Raw genomic sequence first — 21,462 nt, 5'->3', positions numbered from 1 at the left:
GTACCGCCTGTGGTGCCGCCGGTCGTGCCACCCGTGGTCCCGCCCGTCGTGCCACCCGTGGTCCCGCCGGTCGTGCCGCCTGTGGTGCCGCCTGTGGTGCCGCCGGTCGTACCGCCACCCGTCGTGCCGCCGGTCGTCCCGCCGGTCGCGTCAGGCGGCAGGACGCCAGCCGAGGAATCGGCGACGCTGCTGCCGTTGATCTGCGGGCGACCCGGTACGACAGGGCTTTCCTTGACCACGCCGTCGACCAGGATCGCGCCGCCGCTGTCCTGGGCCGCGACGATGTAGGTATCGGGGTCGGTGTTGCGGCCATCGATGAAGGCGGTACCCGCACCTCGGTCGGTGACTTCGATGTAAGAGGTATCGCGGGCGGCGGTTCCCGTCGCCAGAACGCTTTGGCTGCCGCCGGTCGCGAGGATATAGGCATCGGAACCCAACTGCCCGACACCACTGCGCACGCGGATATCGTCCGCGGCGCGAATGTCCTGCGCACTGCCTGTATTGAGAATGTAGGAATCCGAGTGGTGCCGTCCACCGAACACGCGCAAGTCGTTACCGACCGCGATCTCCTGCCGGCCTGCGCTGTTGACGACGGACGAGTCCGAATTCGCGCTCGAGCTGCCGCGGCCGTCGGTATTGCCGACCGTCAAGCGGTGCCCGGCCAGGATGGTCATGCCGTCCGCGGAGCGCACGGCCGCGAAAGCATTGCCCGCGCTGTTATTGCCGCCGGCCACCGTGATGTCGTAGCCCGCGTCGATGCTAAGGCTTCCGCTGGACTGGATCCGTGCCCACTGGCCGGCCTGCCCACCGCTGCCGCCGCGGACCGCGATATTGCCGGTCCGCGTTCCGTTTCCACCGACGGTGATGTCGATGTTGCCGCCGCCGGTGGTGTCGATTCGGGCGTTCGACGGCTGCGATGCGCTGGCCGCCACCGTCAGGTTGCCGTCCGTGATGTCGATGTCGATGTTGCCGCCGTCGGCCGCCTGGAGCGCAACATTCCGCGCAACGCCGTTCGCCGCCTGCAGAGCGATATCGCCGCCGGCCCGCAGGCCGATATCGCCGCCGGTTCCGCCGGCGTTCGCCGTCTCGATGCGCGACTGCACGCGGATGTCGTTGCCGGCGGTCAGGAAGACGTCGCCGCCGCCCAGCGACACGATCCGGCCGCCGCTGTCGACGAGAATGTCGTTGTCGGCCTCCAGCGACAAGCTGCCGGACCCCGTCCAGTCCACCGCCGTCGCGACGGTGATGTCGCCGGCGCTGCCGCCGCTAGAATCGATCGCGGCGGTGGTCACGGTGACATCGGTGCCGCCGTTCAGCGCCGCCGTCAGGCTGCTGGCGAAAACCTCGAAGACGCCGCTCCCGTCCGGCGTGCCGCTGTAGGCCGGGCCGGCGCCGTTCACGATCCGGATATCGCGCGGATCCAGTAGCCACCGCCCCGCCTGTCCAAGCGGCGCCGTCACGTCGACTCGGCCGGTCACGCCCAACTGCCCGGCCGCGGAGGTCTCCACGAACCCGCCGTCGCCGCCGCGCGCGCCGCCCCGTGCGGAGATCGCGCCGTCCATGCGGGTCGTCTCATCGGCCCAGACGATCACGCGCCCGCCATCGCCGGAACCGGCGCCGTCCGCCGCCAGGGTCGCACCCGCGGCCACCCGGGTATGATCGGCACGGGCGAAATCGCCTTGGCCGCGCTCGTCGCCGCCCACGCGGATCCGCCCGCCATCGCTGGAGCCCCCATCGTTCAAGGCTGAGGCATTCAGGCGCGCCGTTTGGGTGAGGGTCACCTCGTCACCGGTAACGTCGATTCCGCCGCCGCCGACACCCTGCGCGTCGAGTTGGCCCGCGACCGTCACTTCGGACCCGGCACCGCCATGCAGGACGATCCGCCCCGCCTCTTGCATGACCGAGGTGACCGAGAGCCGGCCCTCGACGTTGATGACGCTTTCGACGACCTGCTCCGCCGCCGCGACCGACAGGGCGATCACGCCGCCTTCGGCGTCGATCGAACCGGCGTTGGTCGCCAGCAGTGCCTGCTGGGCCGGTGACAGCGCGAAGGAAACGAGCCCGTCACCCCAGAGATCGACCGTCGCCGTCTCGCTGCCGGCGGCCAGGGCTACACGGCCCAGACGGGCGACGATCGCTCCATCGTTCCGGACGGTCGGCGCCACGAAGGCCATCAGGCCCCCTTGCTCCACCGTAATGTTGCCTTGGTTGACGATGGCGCCCGGACCGAAGTCGTTGAGCGTCAGAGTGTCGGACCCGGCCATGAAGCTTTCGACGTCGATGTTGCCGGTCGAGGCGACCAGGCCGCCGACATCGATCTGCGCGCCGGCGCCGAACAGGACGCCGTTGGGATTGAGCAGAACGATCTGGCCGTTTGCCGTCAGTGCCCCATAGATCTCGCTCAGGCTGCCGCCGGTCACGCGATTGACCGCGATGGCCCGGCTCGAGGGTTGGGCGAACTGTACGGAGGCATCGCTGCCGATGCTGAAGCTTTCCCAATCGATGACCGCACGGTCGCTCGCCTGGTCGACGCGCAGCGCCGCCGCGGAGGGTTGCGACACGCTGGCCGAGCCGGCCACGATCGAGGGGTTCTGCGGCAGAGTGCTCGACGCGAGGGCAGAGCCGCTGACCGCCGGAGTGACCACCAGTGAGGCCGTGAAGCACAGCAGCGTCGCGTAGCTGCCCCAGCGCTTCGCCAGACGATCGACGTTAAGTTCTTCCGCCTGTGCGACAGATCCATGACTGTATTTGTATAACATGGCGCCCCAACGTCCGACCGAAAGGATATCTTCGGCTTGGAAGTTAAGACAATTCGCGTAAAATTCTAGATTAATTCGATGTTAAAGCTCGGTATTTTCAAAAAATTTCGCGATGTTTCTTTACATTTACAATTAATAGACTTGGTAAATCTGCTTTAATTAGAACATTAATCCTTAAAATTCCCTCTAAAATTGAGTTCAATGCGCGCGCGGATGCGGGCCGGTTTGCTCCGGCCCTACCGACTTCAACGCGTATAAATGGAGCGGCCACGGGCCCGATCAGCTCCCGATGGGCGGCGAGGCGGGCGCGGTGTCCGCCTCCGGCGTCCTAGGTCCAGGAAGAAGTAAGAGAGGACGAACCGGCATCGACCGTCAGAGGAAAATAAGACGATCCTCCATGGCGCCCCGCCGAGCTTATAGGCCAAGCGGTGTCGCCAACTTCCCGAGAGAACGGGGCCGCTTCATCGGTCTCGGCCGGCGGCGAAAGCCTTGCGGGCGGCCCTCGGCGACGAAGGCCGGATCGGGCTCTGACGACACGACCCTCAGGTCGCGGAGCCGTGCAACGGCGTCTCGAAGCGTCCCCGCACGCCGTCGCGGCTCACTGGTGGCGACCGGCACTCGAGATTTGGCTTGGCCGCAAACCGGCGGCGCGGCGTGCATGTTGCGCGGCCATCCTCCGGCCCCAAAGATCGAGCAAGGGCAGAACAACGGCTTTCTCGGCAACATGCCGCCCGAAGGGAATCCTGGCCGTCATGCTGCGGCCCAATCCCACGGTATGGCGCCAGCCCGCCGTGGCGCGCAGCTTCTCGACGTAAGGGTCGTTGGTGATACCCCACTTTTCGCAGAAGCGGTCCAGCGACTTCAGAATCCAGACCGGCGACCAGCGCAACGTGAAGAAGGGCCAGTCCGCCCGCTGAAGCGGCGTGTCGCGCGACGGGAAGAGATAGGTGACCACCGACTTCGGCTCGAAGACGACCCGGCCGCCATTGGTCCAGACGCAAAGACTGAAGTCGAGATGCTCGCGAGTCGCCGTCAGGGCCTCGTCCAGCGGGCCGATCCGGTCGAACAGCGCGCGCTCGACCAGAACACAGTGGAACTCGCAGAACTGCGTCTCTTCCCGCTTCAACGCCAAGTCGGCGACCTTGCTGCGCTGGTGCACATGCTCGTCTCGCAGACGGCGATCCTCCGGGGCGGCGGCCAGAAAGGCCTCCAGGTCGTCGGCGATCAGGCCGCCGGCCTGATGCACCTCGGTATGCAACGGCCGCTTCTGGCAGATCAGCGGCGCGATCACTTCGGCCCCGGTCTCCTGCGCCGTCGCGATCACGGTCGACAGCCAGCCGGGCGAACAGATCACGTCGTTGTCGAGGAAGGCGACGTAGCGGGTCTCGACCCGGCTCAGGCCGATGTTCCGCGCCTGATTGGGCGAGAGGAAGCTATCGTAGCGCAGGTAGTCGAAGCCCTGGGCTTCGCAGAGCGCGCGCAGCTCTGCCGCGACCGGCTTCGGACTGCCGCCGTCGACATAGATGAGCCTGTAAGGAACTTCCGTATGTTCGACGATGCTTTCAAGGGACTCCACGGCCACGCCGAAGCGCTCGCGTGGAACCACGACAATCGTCACCAAGGGCTTTTCTGCCATCCTGCATCCCCTTCCCCACTCGACACCGGCGATCTTCAATCCTTAAGGATCCGTAAAGAATAATAAGCAATCTACGCAAATCCACCATTTTTTGCATAACCAGGTTGCGCGGCGGCCTCGGACCGGGTCTTAACCATGATCCCTCACAGCCTCTTGCCCTTCGCCTCGTAGGCGGCCGCCAGGGCGAGCAGCAGGGCGTTGCCGCGCTGGCGCACCCGTTCGTGCGACAGCCCGACCCGCCTGCCAATCGCCCGCAGGCTCAGCGACAGACCGAGCCCGATCAAGATCGCCCGGTCGGCGGGCGCCAGGGTCAGGGTATGGCCCGCGACCCAATCGGCCTCCAGGATCTCGGCCCCACTCGGCGTGGCCGGCCGCGGACGAGCGGCGTTCCAGCCGTAGGCCTCGGTCGCGTCGTGCACCACGTCCGGCATGGCCGAGCGCAGGCCGGCGGGAAACAGACCGGTCATCGGCAGACGCGCGAAGGTCTCGAAGGCGCGCTGCACCAGCGCCAGAGCCGCCAGCCGAAGGCGATCCCGGGCGTCGACCTCCGCGCGGTCCGCCGCGCGCTGCGCCACCGACCAGCGGCCGACCGCCCGCTCGCCGTTGCGCAGCGGCCAGCTACAGCGCCCGGCCTCTCGCCCGGTCCGGTCCAGCCGCAGCCCGCTATCGGGCAGGCGCCGCACCGCGACTTCGCCACGTCCGCCGATGTAGACCTTGTTCATCGCCATGTCTCCTCTTCCTTTCTGTCTCATCGAAAAGCCTGTCTCACCCAGAGTCCCGCCACAGAGTCTCACTAAGGCGTCTCATGTTCGTCGGACCGCGAGGTCTCCAGAGCCGCCAGGCGCCGCTCCAGGCCGGCCAGCGCCGCGCTCTGCCGCGCCCACTCGGCCTGATCGCAGGGCAGCCAGCGGCCGGTCCGGCGGCGCGACGCCAGGCGCTCGAGAATCCGCAAGGCCCGCAGCCGCCGTTCTGCCAGCGCGGTGCGGTGGCGGCCCTCCGCGACCTGCTGCGGCCACCCCTCGACGGCCTGCAACCAAGCGCGGCGCGGCTGCAGCAGTGCCTCCAGCATGGCCAGCAGTTCGGCATAGGCCGGAAAGAACTTGCCCGCCGCCTTGCCCTGCTCCAGCGCTGCCAGGGCGATATCGGCCGGATAGCGCAGACAGAGCCTCAGCAGTTCGTCGGCCAGCAGCTCCTGCTCCAGCCCGTCGCTGCGCCGGCTGACGGTCACCGCCCGCAGCCGCGCGATGGCCGTGCCGATTGACAAAGCAGCGCCGTCGTCCCCGCACCCGCCGGTCAGGGCATCCAGATCGCGCGCCGCCAGACAGGTGCCGGCGATCCAGTCCCGCAGCCGTTCGCTCTCGCCCGGCCGCAGATCAGCCGGAGCCGTCCTCGTCGGCCGGCTCGGCAGCCTGCCGCTGGACGGCACGAGCGACCGAGGCAGCAAAGCTGCGATCCGCCGCTCCACCTCCGGCGGGCGAAGCTGCGCCGCCCGCCGGGCGACCGCCAGGCTGCTCTCCGGCACGACACCCGGCCCCTCCGCCGAAACGTCGCCCGAAACGATCCTCGTCGACTTCGCGCCGGACCCAGTTGCGCCAAGTCGCCGACCAATCGGACTTTCGTCCTCTGGCTCCCGGCTGGGCATGCCAGTAGTCGCGGAACTTGTCCGCACAGCGGTCAATCTCTGCATCGCTCAGACCTTCCTCCTTGGCGGTTCGGCGGGCCTGCGGCCCCGGCAACCAATCGTCCGGCAAACGGCTGCCCCGCGCGCTGACCCGCCTGGCCGTCGGCGGAGGCGCGGACTCGGACGGAGGGACCGAAGAGCCAGCTTCCGAGACTGTCGGGCTCCCTCCGCCCTCGAGCGTCCGGGCGTCCGACTCCCTGTGAAGGGAGTCGCGAGTCTGCTTGGCGGTTGAGGTTGCCGGTTGGCGGTTGGCGGTTGGCTTTTCGCCGGCGGAACCGGCCGCTTTACTCAAGCCGTTGTTCTGCTTGCCGGGACGGCCTCCGCGAGCACCGTTCTCGCGCGCACTTTGAATGCGGCCGGCGGCCCGCCCCACCTCCAGTTCCATGCGCGGCTGCGACAGCTTCCCGCCGGCCTCGGCGCACTTTCGGGCCGCGACCAGACGGGCGATCGAGGCCCGGATATCGCTCGGCCGCGTGCCGCGCTTGAACAGCTGCGCGATCCAGGCCGGATCGTTGTCGATCGGCCCGCCGCGCGAGGCGATCAGCGTGCAGATCATCCAGTAAACGCCGAAGTCGAGCGGAGAGAGCTTGCCGGCGACGCCGGAGATCATCTCGTCGGGGTAGTAGTCGACGCGGCGGACCTTGTTCGTGACCGGGTTCGTCGCAAGGTTTGTCGCGGGAGTCATCACGGGCGCCTCCCCGCTTCCGGCTTCGCAAGACCTTGCTCCGCGGCCCCGGCGTCCTTCGATTTCGCACCTTTGCTTCGCCGGTTGGGCAGGCTGTCGCGCGCCGCGCGATAGCGGGCGAGGGTTTCCGGCTCGCCCAGCAGGCGGCGCGCCTGGTCGCGCACCTCGGCGGGGCAGCGCCCGGCCAGGTCGCAAACCACCACGAAGTCGCGGCCTCCGGACAGCAGCCACCTGCGCGCCTCGTCCTGCAAGCGGGTTCGATGACGCTCCAGATGGTCGCGGCTGCGGCTGCCGAACCACAGCTTCGGCAGCTCGACGGCGTCGCGAAAGGCGCAGTCGATGACCTCGCGCCACAGCCGCTGTTCCGGGGGTTCGGCGCGGAGGGTCTCTTCCAAGGTGGCCGGGTAGCTGGCCCGGCCGGCGCGCGGTCGCGTCATCGTGCGGCTCTCCTGTCCGTTGCAAAGCTTGCCGGGGTCCGGGCGCGTCTTGCGCCGCCCCCCCGCGCGCGCCGCGGCGAAAGGCGCGCTTCGATCCTCTCGAGAAGCCTTTCGGTTGATTCCCGGGGAGTCGATGCGACATCCTCCCGGATAGGCAGTGCATAAGTGGATGCAATACGACCCAAGACTGAAAAGGGGAGCGCCATGCGAAGCAGCGAGCATCGACTGCACCTCCGACCGGACGGTCGGTTGGGGGTGCGACCGGACGGTCGGGCGCGGGCGCGGGCGGATCGCCCGGAGACGTCGGGTTTGAGTCATGGTCACGAACGATACATATCGTATCAGATAAAATCAATACATCATGTATCGGACATCGCAGATCGTATCGGCCACAATGTTGGCCATGTCTCAGGTCGCAGAACGCCTTCGCCAAGCTCGCGAGGCGGCCGGTTATACGTCGGCCGCCGCCTTCGCGCGCGCCATGGGCATGCTGGACGCAACCTACCGTCATCACGAGAACGGCCAGCGCACGCCGGGGCCGGAACAGATCCGGGATTACGCGAAGAAACTCAACGTTCCCTATCTTTGGCTGCTGACGGGCGAATCGAACCCGAAGGAACTTGGCCCGGTACAGACGCAGATTCACCACGCACCCATTATATCCTGGGTAGAGGCCGGACAGTGGACGGCGTCGGATACGATGCCGGCAGGCTCGGGTGACGTTGTGATCGTATCCCACATGCGAAGCACGGTCTTCGCGCTGCGCGTGCATGGAAACTCGATGGATCGTATCGCGCCGGAGGAAAGCGTCATCGTCGTGGACTATGGCGACCGCGACCTGATCGACGGCCGCTACTACGTCTTCCGGCTCTCCAACGGCGGCGAAGCCACCTTCAAACGCTACCGCGCGAATCCGACCCGGCTTGAGCCGGACAGCACCCACCCGCACGAGACCATCTTCCCCGACGAAACGGTCGAAGTGATCGGTCGCGTCATCCAGGTCATCAAGGAAATCTAAAAAATCTCACCGTATCGATACAGATAGTATTGACTCTCTGTGATACAACTCGTATCGTTTTCTCCTCGCCGGCACCGACGCTGGCGAGGCTGCGCGGCGGGCCCTCGGCCGCATCAGCGGACCGGTGAAGCCCGAAGCGGCGCCTCACCCCTCCGCTCTCCGGGGAGCCGCCATGCCGCAGCCGTCCGAAGCCACGATCCCGTCTGGCGGACTCAGGGATAGGGATCATGAAAGATCCTCGGGAAGCACGACCGCTGCGGCCGGCTTGCATCTCTACCGGGTCGATCCCGAGAATCCCAACGAGGTGCTACTGCGCGACGCCCGCGGGCGGCTGTTGGAAACCATCGAGGTCCGCCTGATCTATCCGCTCGGCGTAGCGCGCCGCCCCGGCGAGGTCTGCGAGGGCGAGAAGCGCACGGCCGAAAAGATCGCCGCCGCGCTCAACACGGACTACCGCGCACTCCAGGTGGCGCTGCTGCACGAGCGTGCTCAGGTCCACCGCGGCGAAGCCATGACCCTGGAATGCGGCCCCGGTTTCCTCTCGGCCGAACAACGCGCCGCGATCGACTGGCACGAACGCCAGGCCCGCGCGCTGCACCACGAGGCCGAACTGATCGATAAGGCGCCCCGCGTCTAACCCCGAGTCTGAAGCTGCAAGCTTTGGCGATCCGGGCACGACGACCGCGCACCGCCGCGTAAGCGGCTTGCAAGGAACAAGCCGTAAGCAAAGCGACATCCATCCCAAGAGACGTTGAGAGTCGCTGCGATGGACAGAGAGTCGCTGCGCCGCCGATCCCCACCCGGCCGAGCGCGCGACGGCCGCCGGAGCCGGGCCCCTTCCCGCCCGCTTCGGCGGCCACCCGCATCGACTTGCCCGCATGCGTTGGGAGGCTTGGGGAACAGCGGTCCCGCTACGGCCTTTGCGAACGAAAAAGGCGCCGCGGTCTGAACCGCGGCGCCTCTGTCTTTTAACCTGGTCGGGGAGAGAGGATTCGAACCTCCGGCCCCTACGTCCCGAACGTAGTGCTCTACCAGGCTGAGCTACTCCCCGGCAAAGAGGTCGCCGAGCGACCCGACCGGACCGGCGGCGCCCACAGACAGCCTCTTATGACGACAGTCCCTTATGAGGACGGTCCCTTAAAGAGGACTTGCGGACCGACGCGCGGCTCGGGCGGCGCTATATAGCCCGGCCCCGCCTGCCGTGCAATGCCCGGCGCGCTGCCGGCTGGACGACCTTCCCAGATACCCGACCCCGGATACCCGACCCCGGATATCCGCCGCAGAGGCGCCTTTCGCCTACTTCCCTCGGTCCACGGCGGCACACCTGCCGCGCGGGGCGTGGGATGCGGAGGCTCCCAGTCCCTCCAGAGGTCCTCCCGCCCGTCCTTGCGCTCGACTGCGGACTTACGGCTTGTGGGCGGGGGGCAGCTTGGCTAGGGTTCGAAGCCGTTTCGGGGGGATAGCGGCAAAGCCGGGGCTAATTCGGCAGGCTGCACAAGCGGGCAGGCCAGCGACTCCTCCGAAGCACAGCGAATGTTAAGGGCCGCACCGGATAAGCCCGGGGCGGGGAGGCCAATCACAGGGAGGAAATCCAGCATGAAGGTGCGCGCACTCACGCAGACCGCGGTCGCTCTGACCGCGGCGGCCAGCCTGGGCGCCTTCGCCTCGACGGCGGAGGTCAAGGCCCAGACGGTCAATTGGAACATGCAGTCGACATACCCCGGCTCGCTCACCCAGCTCGGCACGCTCGGCAAGCGCATCGAGGAGAAGCTGCGCGAGGTCTCCGACGGCGAGATCAACATCGTCTTCCAGGAGCCGGGCGCCATCGTGCCGGCGCTGGAGGTCTTCGATGCCGTCGCCACCGGCGCGGTCGAGGCCGGCTGGTCGACCCCCGGCTACTGGGCCGGTAAGGTTCCCTCGCTGCCGCTGTTCGGCGCCGTGCCCTTCGGCCCGCGCTCCGGCGAGTACATAGCCTGGTACTACTTCGGTGGCGGCAAGGAGATGTTCGAGGAAATCTACAACCGCTACGGCATCCACTCGGTCATCTGCGGCGTGATCGCGCCGGAGGCCTCGGGCTGGTTCCGTCAGCCGATCGAATCGGCCGACGACCTGCGCGGCCTGAAGATGCGCTTCTTCGGCCTGGGCGCGAAGGTCATGGAGAAGATGGGCGTCTCGACCCAGCTGCTGGCCGGCGGCGACATCTTCCCCGCCCTTGAGCTCGGCACCATCGACGCAACCGAGTTCTCCATGCCTGCGATCGACCTGAACCTCGGTTTCTATCAGGTCGCCAAGCACTACTACTTCCCCGGCTGGCACCAGCAGTCGACCATGTTCGACCTCATGATCAATAAGGCGCTGTGGGACGGTCTGACCGACACGCAGCGCGCCCAGATCGAGGCGGTCTGCGGCGACTCCGTGCGCCACGGCATCGCCGAGGGCGAGTACCTGCAGTTCGCGGCCCTGGCCGAGCTGGAGGAAAAGGGCGTGACCATCCACAGCTGGTCGCCCGAGATCCTGGCCGAACTCGAAGCGGCCTGGGACCAGGTGGTCGAGGAAGAAAGCGCCAACGACGAGGACTTCGCCCGCGTCTGGGAGTCGCTCTCGACCTTCCGCGAGAACTACAAGCGCTGGGGCGAGTTGGGCTACCTGCAGTAGGGTAGGCCGGTCCCTTTGACGGCACAACCTCCAGGCGGCTTCGGACGGGGCGGCAGTCCTCTCCGGCCTCCTGGAGCGCCGCCCGAATGGCGGCCTCTCCGCCGCGCCGCTTTCGGCCCGTCAGCTTCCGAGCCGGCAACTTCCGACCCGAGCGCGTCGAACAGACCTTTTTCCGGCTTCGCCGCCTCCGCCGTGCTGCCCCTCCCGCGGGCCGGCAGCACGGCCGAGATGGCACCGGCCCCTCGCAAGGGGGCCTTAAAGCCGACTGCCCATCCCCGTCCGGGGGGCAAGGCAGTCGGGCGCAATGCCCGGGGATGCAACCCCGGCAAGGGAGACGACACGCAGGGCGCACGGCTGCCGCTTGGCGGCACCCGCGTCATCGGCGTTTTTGGGGAGGGTTAGGTCGCGCTCATGTATGCCCTGATGAAACTCAGCGACGGGCTGGCCGGCATCGTCACCTGGATCGGGCGGATCGCCGCCTGGCTGGCGGTACCGCTGATGCTGATCATCGCCGTCGACATCACCATGCGCAAATTGATCGAGTTCTATCCCGACCTGATCGACAGCTTCATGTTCCGCGAGATCGGCTCGACCAAGCTGCAGGAGATGGAGTGGCACCTGCACGCGGTGCTTTTCCTGCTCTGCCTCGGCTACGCCTACATCAAGAATGCCCACGTCAGGGTCGAGGTGGTGCGCGAGAAGATCAACCCGCGTCTGCGCGCCTGGTTCGAGCTGTTCGGCGCCATCGTCTTCGTGGTGCCCTACTGCTACGTCGTCGTGGCTTACGGTTTCGACTTCGCCGAGCGCGCCTTCATGCTGAACGAGCGCTCCTCGGCGCTGACCGGCCTGCCCATGCGCTGGATCATCAAGGGCATGCTGCCGCTCGGCTTCGTCGTGCTGGGCCTCGCCGCCCTCTCGGTGGCGCTGCGCAACTTCATCTATCTCTTCGGTCCGCCCGAGCTGCGGCAGGAGGCCGGGACCTTCGTCGAGCATTCCGATATCGAGGAACTGGTCCACGAGGCCGAGGAAGAACTGGAAGAATACGAGCGCCAGCATAGGCGCCAAAGTCAGGGGAGTTAGGTCGGGGCGATGATTGAGGCTCTTCCCCTTTTGATGTTCGCCGCGCTGGCGCTGTTCATCTTCACCGGCTTCCCGGTCGCCTTCGTGCTGGCCGGCGTCGGCCTGCTGTTCGGCTTCATCGGCTGGACGTTCGACGTCTTCACCTTCGCGCGCTTCACCCTGATCCCCTTACGGATCTACGGCGGTACCATGGAAAACCTGGTGCTGGTGGCGATCCCCATGTTCATCTTCATGGGCACGATGCTGGAGAAATCCGGCGTCGCCGAGGATCTGCTCAATACCCTGCAGGTCCTGACCCGGCGGCTGCCCGGCGGCCTCGCCCTCTCGGTCACCCTGATGGGCACCATCCTGGCCGCCACCACCGGCATCATCGGCGCCTCGGTGGTGCTGATGACCCTGATGGCGCTGCCGGTCATGATGCAGCGGAACTACCACATCCCCCTGGCCGCCGGAACCATCGCCGCCTCCGGCACCTTGGGAATCCTGATTCCGCCCAGCATCATGCTGGTGATCATGGCCGACCTGCTGTCGATCCCGGTCGGCACGCTGTTCGTCGGCGCGGTCTTCCCCGGCCTGATGCTGGCCTCCTTCTACATGGTCTACATCCTGGGCATCGCCGCCGTGCGGCCGGACATCGCGCCGCCCCTGCCAGCCGACGTGGGCCCGGAAAGTCCGATCGAGCTCGCGCTGATGGTGGTCCGCACTTTCGTGCCGCCGATCGCTCTGATCGTGCTGGTGCTCGGCTCGATCTTCGGCGGCCTGGCGACGCCGACCGAGGCCGCCGGTGTCGGCGCCCTCGGCGCCACCGTCCTGGCCTTCTTCAACGGACGGCTGACCTGGCGCACCTTCCGCGACGTGGTCGAGCGCTCGGCCCTGACCGGCGCGATGCTGTTCGGCATCTTCGTCGGCGCCACCTGCTTCTCCTTCGTCTTCAAGATGCTGCATGGCGACACGGTGATCGTGAACATCGTGCAGGGCTCCGGCGTCGGCGCCTGGGGCGTGCTGATCGCGCTGATGGCCGTGGTCTTCATCCTCGGCTTCTTCTTCGACTGGTTCGAGATCACGCTGATCGTCCTGCCGGTCTTCGCGCCGATCATCCAGCTTCTCGACTTCGGGGATCACATCCCGCTCTCGACGCTGGTGGTGCCCTGGTTCGCGATCCTGATGGCGGTCAACCTGCAGACCTCCTTCCTCACGCCACCCTTCGGATTCGCGCTCTTCTATATGAAGGGCGTGGCCCCGGCCGGGGTGCGGATCCAGCAGATCTATCAGGGCATCATTCCCTTCGTGATCCTGCAGGTGATCGGCCTCGCCCTGATCATGGCCTTCCCGGAGATCGCCCTCTACCTGCCGCAAGCGCTACTCTAGACCAGATAGTGATCAGTCGGACCCACCTATTGGGTCCGGCGATTACATTAAATCTGGTCTAGATTCAAAGTGTTAGAGCCTGTTGTGATCGGCGGAACCGCGAAGCGAGTCCATACGATCACAACAGGCTCTAGAGGGGCCGCCGGGCAGGCACGGCTGCAGGGCCGCCGCCGGCCGGCCCTTGACCCTCGCCCCGGCGCCAGTATCTTCGCGGTCTTCGCCGGAGCCTCGTGGGCCCGTAGTTCAGCTGGTTAGAACGCGCCGCTCATAACGGTGTTGTCGCAGGTTCGAGTCCTGCCGGGCCCACCACTTTCCCCGCCAAGCCCACAGTCCCGAAACGGCAGCGCACCCCCAAAACGACAACGCGCCGGGCGATCGCTCTGATCGCCCGGCGCGCCCCGTCTTACGCCTTTATCGAAGTTAAGAGCCTTGGGTTACGCCGCGCGCACCTTTGCGACGAAGCCGGTGACGGCGGTACCCAGGTCGTCGGTGTGGGTCACCAGCTGGCCGCTGGCCTCGGCGATCTGGCCGACCACGGCGCGGGCGTTGCGGTTGCCCTCGCTCACCTCTTCGATGCCCTCGGCCGCGACGCCGACGCCGGCGGCGGCTTCCTGAGCGCTACGGGCGATCTCGGAGGTCGCGGCGTTCTGCTCCTCCACTGCCGCGGCGACCGTGGTGGCGATGCCGGTGACGTTCTCGATCGCCTGGCGGATGCCGTCGATGGCGCGGACCGTCTCCTGAGAGATGCCCTGCATCTCGGAGATGCGCTGGCCGATGTCCTCGGTCGCCTTGGCCGTCTGGGTCGCCAGGTTCTTCACCTCGCTCGCCACCACCGCGAAGCCCTTGCCGGCCTCGCCGGCCCGCGCCGCCTCGATGGTCGCGTTCAGCGCCAGCAGGTTGGTCTGCTCGGCGATGTCCGAGATCAGGCTGACCACCTCGCCGATCTTGTCGGCCGTCTCGTTCAGGGCGCCGACGGTCTCGGTGGTTCCGGCCGCCTGCTGGCCGGCTTGCGAGGTCAGATCGTTGACTTCGTTCACCTGACGCGTCACCTCGGCAATGGTGGAGGACAGCTCCTCGGCGGCGCTGGCCACCGACTGGACCGCGTTGGAGGCTTCCTGCGTCGAGCCGGCCACGCGGGCCGAGGTGCCCTCGGTCTGCTCGACCAGGCTCGAGACGCTGCCCGCCTCGCGGTTCAACGCGGCACTGCCCTGGCGCACGGCCTCGACGATGCGGCCGACGTCGGCCTCGAACTGCTCGGCCAGGCCCTGCAGGGCCGCCTGCTTTTCCTCTTCGGAGCGGCGTTCCGCCTCCAACTGCTCGGCACGCAGCTGCTCGTTCTCTTCCAAACCAGCGCGGAAGACCTCCAGCGTGCGGGCCATCTCGCCCAGCTCGTCCTGCTTGTCCTGGTAGGGAACCGCGACCGCCTGGTTTTGCGACATGCGCTGCATGACGCCGGCCAGCGTCGGGATCGGGCGCAGCATGATCCGGAACAGTCCCCAGGCCGCGGCGGCCGAGAGCAGCAGCAGCACGGCGGCGGAGCCGGCCAGGCCCAGCGTCATCTTGTTCAGAACCGCGACGACGTCCGCCTTCAGCACGCCGGCATAGAGGATGCCGATGACCTGATTGTCGGGAGCGAAGACCGGCTTGTAGATGGTGTAGTAATCCTGGCCCAGGATGTGCGCCTCGCCCATGAAGGTCTCGCCGCGCGAGATGGCGGCATGAACCGCGCCGGTCTTACCCAGCGGCGTCCCGATGGCACGCTGGCCGTCCGGCTTGATGATGTTGGTGGTGCGCCGCCAGAAATCGCCGTCCTCGGGCTGCAAGGCGAAGAGCGTTGCCGTCTCGCCGGTCATCTGGCCGATCTGGTCGATCACCAGATGGTGCAGGAACTCGGGGATCTCGCCCATGGTCAGCTTGGCGACGTCGCCGGCCGCGTCGTACTCCGCCTCGAAGGAGCTGTAGTTCTGCGCCATGATCATCGCGGCGATGCGCAGGCTGGCGGCTTGTCGGTCGATGACCTGGCGCTCGATCTCGCGGTTGAGTTGCAAGACCGTGACGGCACTGACCGCCGCGATCGAGACAGCGATCAGGCCGATGGTCAGCAGTGTGGTTCGCGCGGTCAGGCGCAGACGCGCGAAGGGGTTGAAGGTCATCGGCGTATCTCCGGAGCCGTTGAATCGAAGTCGACTGCGTCAAGAGATGACCACGCAACCCCTTGCAGAATGCTTAACCACGGTAGAGTTCACGCCGTCGTGACGAGAATTCGTCGCCTCGCGAACGGGCCTAGAGCATCGCCCGTTCGACCACGGCATTGAGCAGAACGTTCAAGCCGGGAAGTTGATCTTCCAGCGTGGTGTCTTCCTTTTCGTTGTGCGTAATACCGCCCGCGCAGGGCGTGAAGATCAACACCGTCGGACAGAGCTTGGACAGATTGTAGGCGTCGTGGCCCGCTTGGCTCGGCAGTTCCAGCAGCGGGACCTCGAGGCGTCCGGCGGTGCTGCGGACCAGGTCCAGCAGCCCGGAGTCGAAAGCCAGGTCGCCGAAGGTCCAGTCCTCCGCCACCTCGATGCGGCACTGGCTGCGCCGCGCGGCGTCGGGCAGGGCCGCCCGGATTTCCGCCTCCATCTTGGCCGTGGTCTCGGCGTCGGGGCTGCGGAAGTCGACGAACAGCTTGGCCTCGTCGGACAGGATGCCCGGCTTGTTCGGCCAGGCCTCCAGACGCGCCACGGTAGATTTACCGTCGCACCAGGAATAGCGCCAGCCGACCTCGTTGACCGCCACCGCCAGCATGGCCGCGCCCACGATCGCGTTCTGGCGCAGGTTCATGGCGGTCGGGCCGGAATGGGCGTTCTCGCCGTCGATCTTCAGGATCATGCCGCGTGCCACGTAGGCGCCGGTGACCAGCCCGACCTGGAAGCCCTCGGCCTCCAGCCGCGGCCCCTGCTCGATATGGATCTCGAAGTAGCTGTCCAGCGCGCGCCCGCCGACCGGCGCCGGGCCGGCATAGCCGATCCGCTCCAGCTCGGCACCGACGGTGACGCCGGTGTCGTCTTCCCGCGCCAGCGCCCAATCCAGATCTCGCAGACCGGCGAAGACGGCGGAGGACAGCATCGGCGGCGTGAAGCGCGCGCCCTCCTCATTGGTCCAGTTGACCACCTCGACCGGACGGCGCGTTTCCATCTCCAGATCGTCCAGGCTGCGCAGCACCTCCAGCCCGCCTAGCACCCCGACGATTCCGTCGAAGCGCCCGCCGGCCGCCTGGGTGTCCAGGTGGCTGCCGATCACCACCGGCGGCAGGCTATCGTCCGCCCCGGCCCGGCGGGCGAAGAGGTTGCCCAGCCGGTCGACCGTGACGCCGTAGCCGGCCGCCCCGCACCAGGCGGCGAAGCGGTCGCGCATCGCCCGGTCGGCATCGCCCAGCGCCAAACGGCGCAGCCCGCCCTCAGGCCCGGTGCCGATCCCGGCCGATGTCTCGATGGTCTCCCAGAAGCGCGGGCCGTTGACGGAGAGGTTGGTACGCGAAGCGACGGACACGGGGAACAGCCTCCAGATAAAGAAGAATTCATGACGCAGCGGCAGTTTGCCGGAGCCGGCTTAGCGCGGCCAGCACCCTAACACATGCGACATTTTGAATATAATTGATCTCGATCAACGTGGCCCCGCCGCCGGACCGTCAGCCTCGCGCGACCTGCGGCTCACCCACCCCACCCCGCACCTTAGGAGATTGACACGATGCGCTTTGCGATCCCCCGCCGCCGAATGGCCGCCGCCTCCGCCGCGGCCCTTCTGGCCAGCCTGCTTGTCGTCCTGGCGATCCCGTTGCCCGAGAGCGCCCGTGCCAGCGAGCCGGCGGCGCTTCTGACCGTGCTGACGGCGGCCGACAGCGAGACCCAGGCCATGGCCCTGGTGCTGTCCAACCAGGTCGCCGGCAAGGGCGGTCGGGTCGACCTCCTGCTCTGCGGTCCGGCCGGCGACATCGCCCTCGGCACGGCGCCGGAAGCGGCGACCGAGACCGTCACCCCGACGGGGATGACGGTCCGCAGCCTGCTGGAGGGGCTGATGGCCAAAGGCGCGACGGTGGAGGTCTGCGCCATCTATCTGCCGAACCGCACGCTCGAGGCAGACGCGCTGATGCCGGGCGTCGGCGTCGCCAAGCCGCCGATGGTCGCCGCCAAGATGACCGACCCGGCCTTCAAGCTCTTCACCTTCTAGATGTCCGATCCCCGGCCAGATGTGTGATCCCCGGGGCCGGGCGGCCTTTCAGTCCTCGCCCTCCCTGGATCCGGCGGTCGCCGGCTCCAGGGCGGGGCAGGGCCAGGTATCCGGCCGTTCGACACCGGCCGGCAGCCGGGTCTCGGCATCGCCGCAGGCCTCGGCGAGCTGCGTCGTCGTCAGCCCCTCGGCGGCGGAGAGGTCGAGGCCGCGCAGGTCTGCCATCATCAGGTAGGCGCGGGCCAGGACGGTCCCCGCCAGTCGCGCGTCTCGCAGATCCGCGCGCGCCAGCATCGTCTCGCTCAGATCGGCGCCTTCCAGGTTCGCCTGCTGCAGATCGCTGCGCTGCAGATCCGCCTTGGCAAGCTGGGCACGCGCCAGAACGGCGCCGGCGAAGTCGCCGCGCGGCAAGATCGCCTTGCCGAGATTGGCCCCGGAGAGATCGGCGTTTCGGAAGCTGGCCCGCGGTCCCTCGGCCCGGTCGAACAGGGCTTCGCGCAGGTCCGCGCCGTCGAAGACGACGCGGTCCACCCGCGCGCGGGTGAAGTCGGCCGCGCGCAGATCGGCACCCGCCAAGGCGGAGCGGGCGATATCCGCCTCGGCGAAGATCATCCCGCCCAGGCCTTCGTTCCTCAGGTCGAGGGCCTGGCGGTTGCAGCCGCTCCAATCCACGCCCGGCGCGGGCTCTCTGGAGCAGCCGCTGCCGGGGCTCCACTCCTGCACCGCCAGCGCGATACCGGCGGCCACGGCAACGGCAACGATGAATCCGATGGTCAGAGGTCGCATCCTGGCTCCCTTGGCCGGACTTCGGCCTTTAGTCTTATGACGTCTGCTTCATCAATATGGTGCGAAACGCATCGGCGGTCATGGAAGGGCCTTCACTGTGTCCCTCGTCACACCCGCGTCCCCGATCACCCTGTTCCCAGCAGCAGAATGACGATTCCACCGACTACGGCGGCGATGCCCAGCAGCTCGACGGCTGTCGAGCGTTCCTTGAAGAACAGACAAGACGCGGCCAGGCTGAAGACCAGCTCGACCTGCCCCAACGCGCGCACGTGAGCGGCGTTCTCTAGGGTCATGGCGGTGAACCAGCCGACCGAGGCGGCCATGCCCGCCGCCCCCACCCAGGCCGAGACCCGCCAACTCGCGAAGACGGCCCGGAGCTGCGCCGGCCGGCGCCAGGCCAGCCAGGCGCCCATGGCCAGCGTCTGCAGCCCCAGCACCCAGGCCAGGGTCGTGGCCGCCTGTACCGGAGCGCCGACCGGCTCCAGCGACAGGCTTGCCGCGCGGTAGCAGACCGACGAGAGCGCGAAGCCGGCGCCCGAGGCGATGCCCAGCCGCGCCGCCGGCTGCAGCCAGCCGGTGAGCAGCTGACCCCAGCCCGCCTGCTGGCGCTTCAGGGAGATGGCGATAACGCCGGCCAGCGAGATGACGATCCCCAGTCCCGCCAGGGGGCTCAGCGCGTCGCCGAGCAGGATCAGTCCGAAGACGGCCGCCTGCACCGTGTCCGTCTTGGAATAAGCCGTAGCCACCGCGAAGTTGCGATGGCCGAAGGCTTCGATCAGACAGACGGTGGCGAAGATCTGCGCGGCGGCGCCCAGGACGGCGTAGGCCAGAAAGGTCCCGTGAATTGCCGGCAGGGCGACGCCCCCCACCTCGGCCGTCGCCAGCAGATAGACCAAGGCCAGGGGAAAGGCGTAGACGAAGCGCGCGAAGGCGGAGCCCTGGGTGCCCAGGTCGTCCTTCAGCCGCTTCTGCAGCGCCGAGCGCAGGTTTTGGAAGAAGGCCCCGCCCAGGGTCCAGAAGATCCAGGCCTCCATGGCCTCAGCCTGTCCTCGGCCGGGCGGAGGTCCATCTCGAACGACCTTCCCTACACATTCCGATAGGTCCCGCGCTTGCCCTGTGCGTTCAGCCAGTCCGCGAAGTCCTGCGGGTCGTAGATCTCGTCCAGCCAGCGGCGTAGCGGCATCTCGGGGCCGCGATGGCTTTGCCAGTAGACCAGGAACAGTCTTAGCCAGCGTTGCTGCAGCTTGGGGATATGCAGGTAGGGCCAGGCCGTCAGGTGCCGTTGGGCCGCCGCGAAGCGCTCCGGCCCCTCGCGGTCGATCAGGTAGAGGAAGCAGGCCAGACCGGTGCGGTCGGCACCGCCCGCGCACTTGATCAGCGCCGGCGCCTCCAGCGCGTCGAAGGCCTGCAGCAGGGCTTGAAGCTCGGCGCGCCTGGGAATTCGGCGCGAGTTGATCGGCACGTCGAGAAAGACCACGCCGAGGGCCCGGCAGGCTTCGGCCTCGGCGCTGTACCAGCCGGCCTCCGGGTTCTCGCCGCGCAGATTTATCACCGTGCGGAAGCCGTAGAGCTCCAGGATCAGCGCCGTATGGCGGCCGTAGAGCTGGGCCGAGCGCGCCAGCCGTTCATCGACCCAATGCAGGTTGGACAGACGCGCGACGGTCCAGCCGCCAAGCCGGCGCAGCCATGCCGTGCGCGGGGAAGACTCGGAGGGGCTGGAGGGTCGGTCGTTCATACCGGCGCGAAAAGACGCCAAGCGGCCCGCGAAGGCAAGTCCCTGTTTTACACCGGAATTTCCAAGGCGAGATTCAAGTCGGGCGGCGGACTAACCCTAAAGCCAGCGGCTCGGCATCAAGACCTCCTCGTAGGGAAAACGCGAGAGGCGCTCGACGCCCGTCTCGGTGATCAGCAGTTGCTCTTCCAGCTTGACCCCCTCGTCACCGCCCTCTTCGCCGATATAGCTTTCCATGCAGATCGTCATGCCGGCCGAGAAGACGCCGTCGTAGCCGCCGCCCCGGTCGTTGTCCTCGACGTAGCCGCAGTGGGGGTACTCGTCGCAGAGACCGACGCCATGGGCGATCACGGAATAGCGGTTGGGCCGGCAGGTTTCCGGCAACCGCCAGGATCGCTCGGCCAGCTCGGCGAAGCGCAAGCCGGGCCGCAGCAAGGCGATGTTGGCCTCGATCTGCTCGCGCGCCAGGCCGTAGAGCCGCTTCTGCTCCACCGTCGCCGTGACCTGGCCGCAGAGAAAGCTGCGCGAGATATCGGCGCAGAGCCCGTCCGGGCCGATCAAGTCGGTGTCGAAGCTGACCAGCTCGCCGGCGGCGATGGGCTTGTCGGAGCATTCCTGGAACCAGGGGTTGCTGCGCCGGCCGGAGGCCAGCAGCCGGGTCTCGATCCACTCGCCGCCACGCGCGATATTGACCTGATGCAGATGCGACCAGAGTTCGTTCTCCGTCATGCCCGGCGTCAGGACGGCCTGCATCTTGGCCATGCCTTCCTCCGCTACCGCCACCGAGCGGCGCATGGCGATCACCTCGTCCGGCGACTTGATCGCGCGCGCCCGCTCGCAGACCTCCTGCCCATCGCGGATCTCGACCCCTTCGCGGCGCAGGGCGTCGACGCCCAGGGGCTCGCACTTGTCGACCGCAAGCCGCCGGTTGCCGCCGCCCTCGGCGCGCAGCAGATCGGCGATCTCCCGCGCCCAGAGCGCCGCCCGCTCCGGCGCCTGCGCGCCGGCGATGAAGTAGAACCAGCTCAAAGCCGGGCGCACCTCCGCGACCGTCTCGATCCCGGCCGAGAGATGCAGTCCCCCGTGAAAGTCGAACAGCACCACCGGCCCCTCGGTCGGCACGAAGGCGTAACGCACCGCGTTGTGCAGCGCCCAGACCTGCATGTTGCTCGTACCGGTCGCGTAGCGGATGTTGATCGGGTCGGTGACCAGCAGTCCGGCGTAGTCCCGAGCCCTCAGTTCGGCCCGCAGCCGCGCCAGGCGATAAGCGCGCAGCGCGACGGGATTCGACACCGGAGGATCCGATGAAAAGCCGGCCTGGACAAGGGATCGGGCATTGGGGTCGCTGGCTGGAGACATACGGCAGCTCCTCTATGCACTCACCGACAGGTTGGCAGGTCCTGTCCCAGCTTG

General features: G+C 67.5%; 18 protein-coding genes and 2 tRNA genes. 7 read left to right on the top strand and 13 right to left on the bottom strand.

What is annotated here, in order from left to right; all coding sequences use genetic code 11:
* The 6 genes from DBZ32_RS19895 to DBZ32_RS19870 form a co-directional block, all read right to left on the bottom strand.
* Positions 1–2,759 (bottom strand): two-partner secretion domain-containing protein (locus DBZ32_RS19895; protein ID WP_119169006.1); only part of this gene is annotated, 2,759 nt, incomplete at its 3' end.
* Between the two features lie 598 nt (positions 2,760–3,357).
* Positions 3,358–4,395 (bottom strand): glycosyltransferase family 2 protein, encoded by a 1,038-nt coding sequence (locus DBZ32_RS19890; RefSeq protein WP_119169005.1) that lies wholly within the window; start codon positions 4,393–4,395, stop codon positions 3,358–3,360.
* A gap of 143 nt (positions 4,396–4,538) precedes the next feature.
* Positions 4,539–5,123, bottom strand: coding sequence for a DUF6362 family protein (locus DBZ32_RS19885; RefSeq protein WP_119169004.1), 585 nt, complete (start codon positions 5,121–5,123; stop codon positions 4,539–4,541).
* A 65-nt stretch (positions 5,124–5,188) separates the two neighbouring features.
* Positions 5,189–5,839: a hypothetical protein gene (locus DBZ32_RS19880; protein ID WP_162906868.1), complete on the bottom strand. Its 651-nt coding sequence runs from the start codon at positions 5,837–5,839 to the stop codon at positions 5,189–5,191.
* Positions 5,769–6,761 (bottom strand): hypothetical protein, encoded by a 993-nt coding sequence (locus DBZ32_RS22345; RefSeq protein WP_208539337.1) that lies wholly within the window; start codon positions 6,759–6,761, stop codon positions 5,769–5,771. The genes DBZ32_RS19880 and DBZ32_RS22345 overlap by 71 nt, the downstream gene beginning before the upstream one ends.
* The gene (locus DBZ32_RS19870; protein ID WP_119169002.1) at positions 6,761–7,198 is read right to left on the bottom strand and encodes a hypothetical protein; all 438 of its coding nucleotides are present in this window, start codon (positions 7,196–7,198) and stop codon (positions 6,761–6,763) included. Before DBZ32_RS19870 ends, DBZ32_RS22345 begins: the two co-directional genes overlap by 1 nt.
* Before the next feature lie 403 nt (positions 7,199–7,601).
* Here DBZ32_RS19870 and DBZ32_RS19865 point away from each other — a divergent pair, with 403 nt between their 5' ends.
* Both DBZ32_RS19865 and DBZ32_RS19860 read left to right on the top strand, forming a co-directional pair.
* A complete protein-coding gene (locus DBZ32_RS19865) occupies positions 7,602–8,216 on the top strand; it encodes a LexA family protein (protein ID WP_162906867.1) in 615 nt (204 codons plus the stop codon).
* A gap of 172 nt (positions 8,217–8,388) precedes the next feature.
* Positions 8,389–8,853: a hypothetical protein gene (locus DBZ32_RS19860; RefSeq protein ID WP_162906866.1), complete on the top strand. Its 465-nt coding sequence runs from the start codon at positions 8,389–8,391 to the stop codon at positions 8,851–8,853.
* A 337-nt stretch (positions 8,854–9,190) separates the two neighbouring features.
* Here the strand turns inward: DBZ32_RS19860 and DBZ32_RS19855 are convergent.
* A tRNA-Pro gene (locus DBZ32_RS19855) sits at positions 9,191–9,267 on the bottom strand.
* 545 nt (positions 9,268–9,812) lie between these two features.
* Between DBZ32_RS19855 and DBZ32_RS19850 the strand changes: the two genes are divergently transcribed.
* The 4 genes from DBZ32_RS19850 to DBZ32_RS19835 all read left to right on the top strand — a co-directional run bounded on the left by DBZ32_RS19850 (position 9,813) and on the right by DBZ32_RS19835 (position 13,628).
* Positions 9,813–10,871 (top strand): TRAP transporter substrate-binding protein, encoded by a 1,059-nt coding sequence (locus tag DBZ32_RS19850; RefSeq protein ID WP_119168999.1) that lies wholly within the window; start codon positions 9,813–9,815, stop codon positions 10,869–10,871.
* Positions 10,872–11,294: 423 nt separating this feature from the next.
* Entirely contained in the window at positions 11,295–11,951 is a 657-nt protein-coding gene (locus DBZ32_RS19845; RefSeq protein WP_162906865.1) for a TRAP transporter small permease subunit, read from the top strand.
* A gap of 9 nt (positions 11,952–11,960) precedes the next feature.
* On the top strand, positions 11,961–13,319 hold the full coding sequence (locus tag DBZ32_RS19840) for a TRAP transporter large permease (protein WP_119168997.1): 1,359 nt from the start codon (positions 11,961–11,963) through the stop codon (positions 13,317–13,319).
* 232 nt (positions 13,320–13,551) lie between these two features.
* Positions 13,552–13,628, top strand: a tRNA-Ile gene (locus DBZ32_RS19835).
* 125 nt (positions 13,629–13,753) lie between these two features.
* Here the strand turns inward: DBZ32_RS19835 and DBZ32_RS19830 are convergent.
* Together DBZ32_RS19830 and DBZ32_RS19825 are read right to left on the bottom strand one after the other, a co-directional pair.
* On the bottom strand, positions 13,754–15,472 hold the full coding sequence (locus tag DBZ32_RS19830; protein WP_119168996.1) for a methyl-accepting chemotaxis protein: 1,719 nt from the start codon (positions 15,470–15,472) through the stop codon (positions 13,754–13,756).
* 130 nt (positions 15,473–15,602) lie between these two features.
* Positions 15,603–16,853, bottom strand: coding sequence for a Zn-dependent hydrolase (locus DBZ32_RS19825; protein WP_119168995.1), 1,251 nt, complete (start codon positions 16,851–16,853; stop codon positions 15,603–15,605).
* Between the two features lie 198 nt (positions 16,854–17,051).
* Between DBZ32_RS19825 and DBZ32_RS19820 the strand changes: the two genes are divergently transcribed.
* Positions 17,052–17,531 (top strand): hypothetical protein, encoded by a 480-nt coding sequence (locus DBZ32_RS19820; RefSeq protein ID WP_119168994.1) that lies wholly within the window; start codon positions 17,052–17,054, stop codon positions 17,529–17,531.
* A gap of 48 nt (positions 17,532–17,579) precedes the next feature.
* Here the strand turns inward: DBZ32_RS19820 and DBZ32_RS19815 are convergent, their stop codons facing one another.
* From DBZ32_RS19815 to DBZ32_RS19800, 4 genes are all read right to left on the bottom strand, one after another.
* Positions 17,580–18,317: a pentapeptide repeat-containing protein gene (locus DBZ32_RS19815; RefSeq protein ID WP_119168993.1), complete on the bottom strand. Its 738-nt coding sequence runs from the start codon at positions 18,315–18,317 to the stop codon at positions 17,580–17,582.
* Between the two features lie 125 nt (positions 18,318–18,442).
* Positions 18,443–19,351, bottom strand: a complete 909-nt coding sequence (locus DBZ32_RS19810; RefSeq protein WP_119168992.1) for a DMT family transporter — start codon at positions 19,349–19,351, stop codon at positions 18,443–18,445.
* 50 nt (positions 19,352–19,401) lie between these two features.
* Positions 19,402–20,052, bottom strand: coding sequence for a phosphatase domain-containing protein (locus DBZ32_RS19805; RefSeq protein WP_119168991.1), 651 nt, complete (start codon positions 20,050–20,052; stop codon positions 19,402–19,404).
* Positions 20,053–20,148: 96 nt separating this feature from the next.
* Positions 20,149–21,408, bottom strand: a complete 1,260-nt coding sequence (locus tag DBZ32_RS19800; protein WP_208539336.1) for a M24 family metallopeptidase — start codon at positions 21,406–21,408, stop codon at positions 20,149–20,151.
* Positions 21,409–21,462 lie beyond the last annotated feature (54 nt).

Source organism: Algihabitans albus (assembly GCF_003572205.1).
Lineage (GTDB): Bacteria > Pseudomonadota > Alphaproteobacteria > Kiloniellales > DSM-21159 > Algihabitans > Algihabitans albus.
Note: the sequence above shows the minus strand (reverse complement) of the source record. Positions and strands in the feature narration are given on the sequence as shown.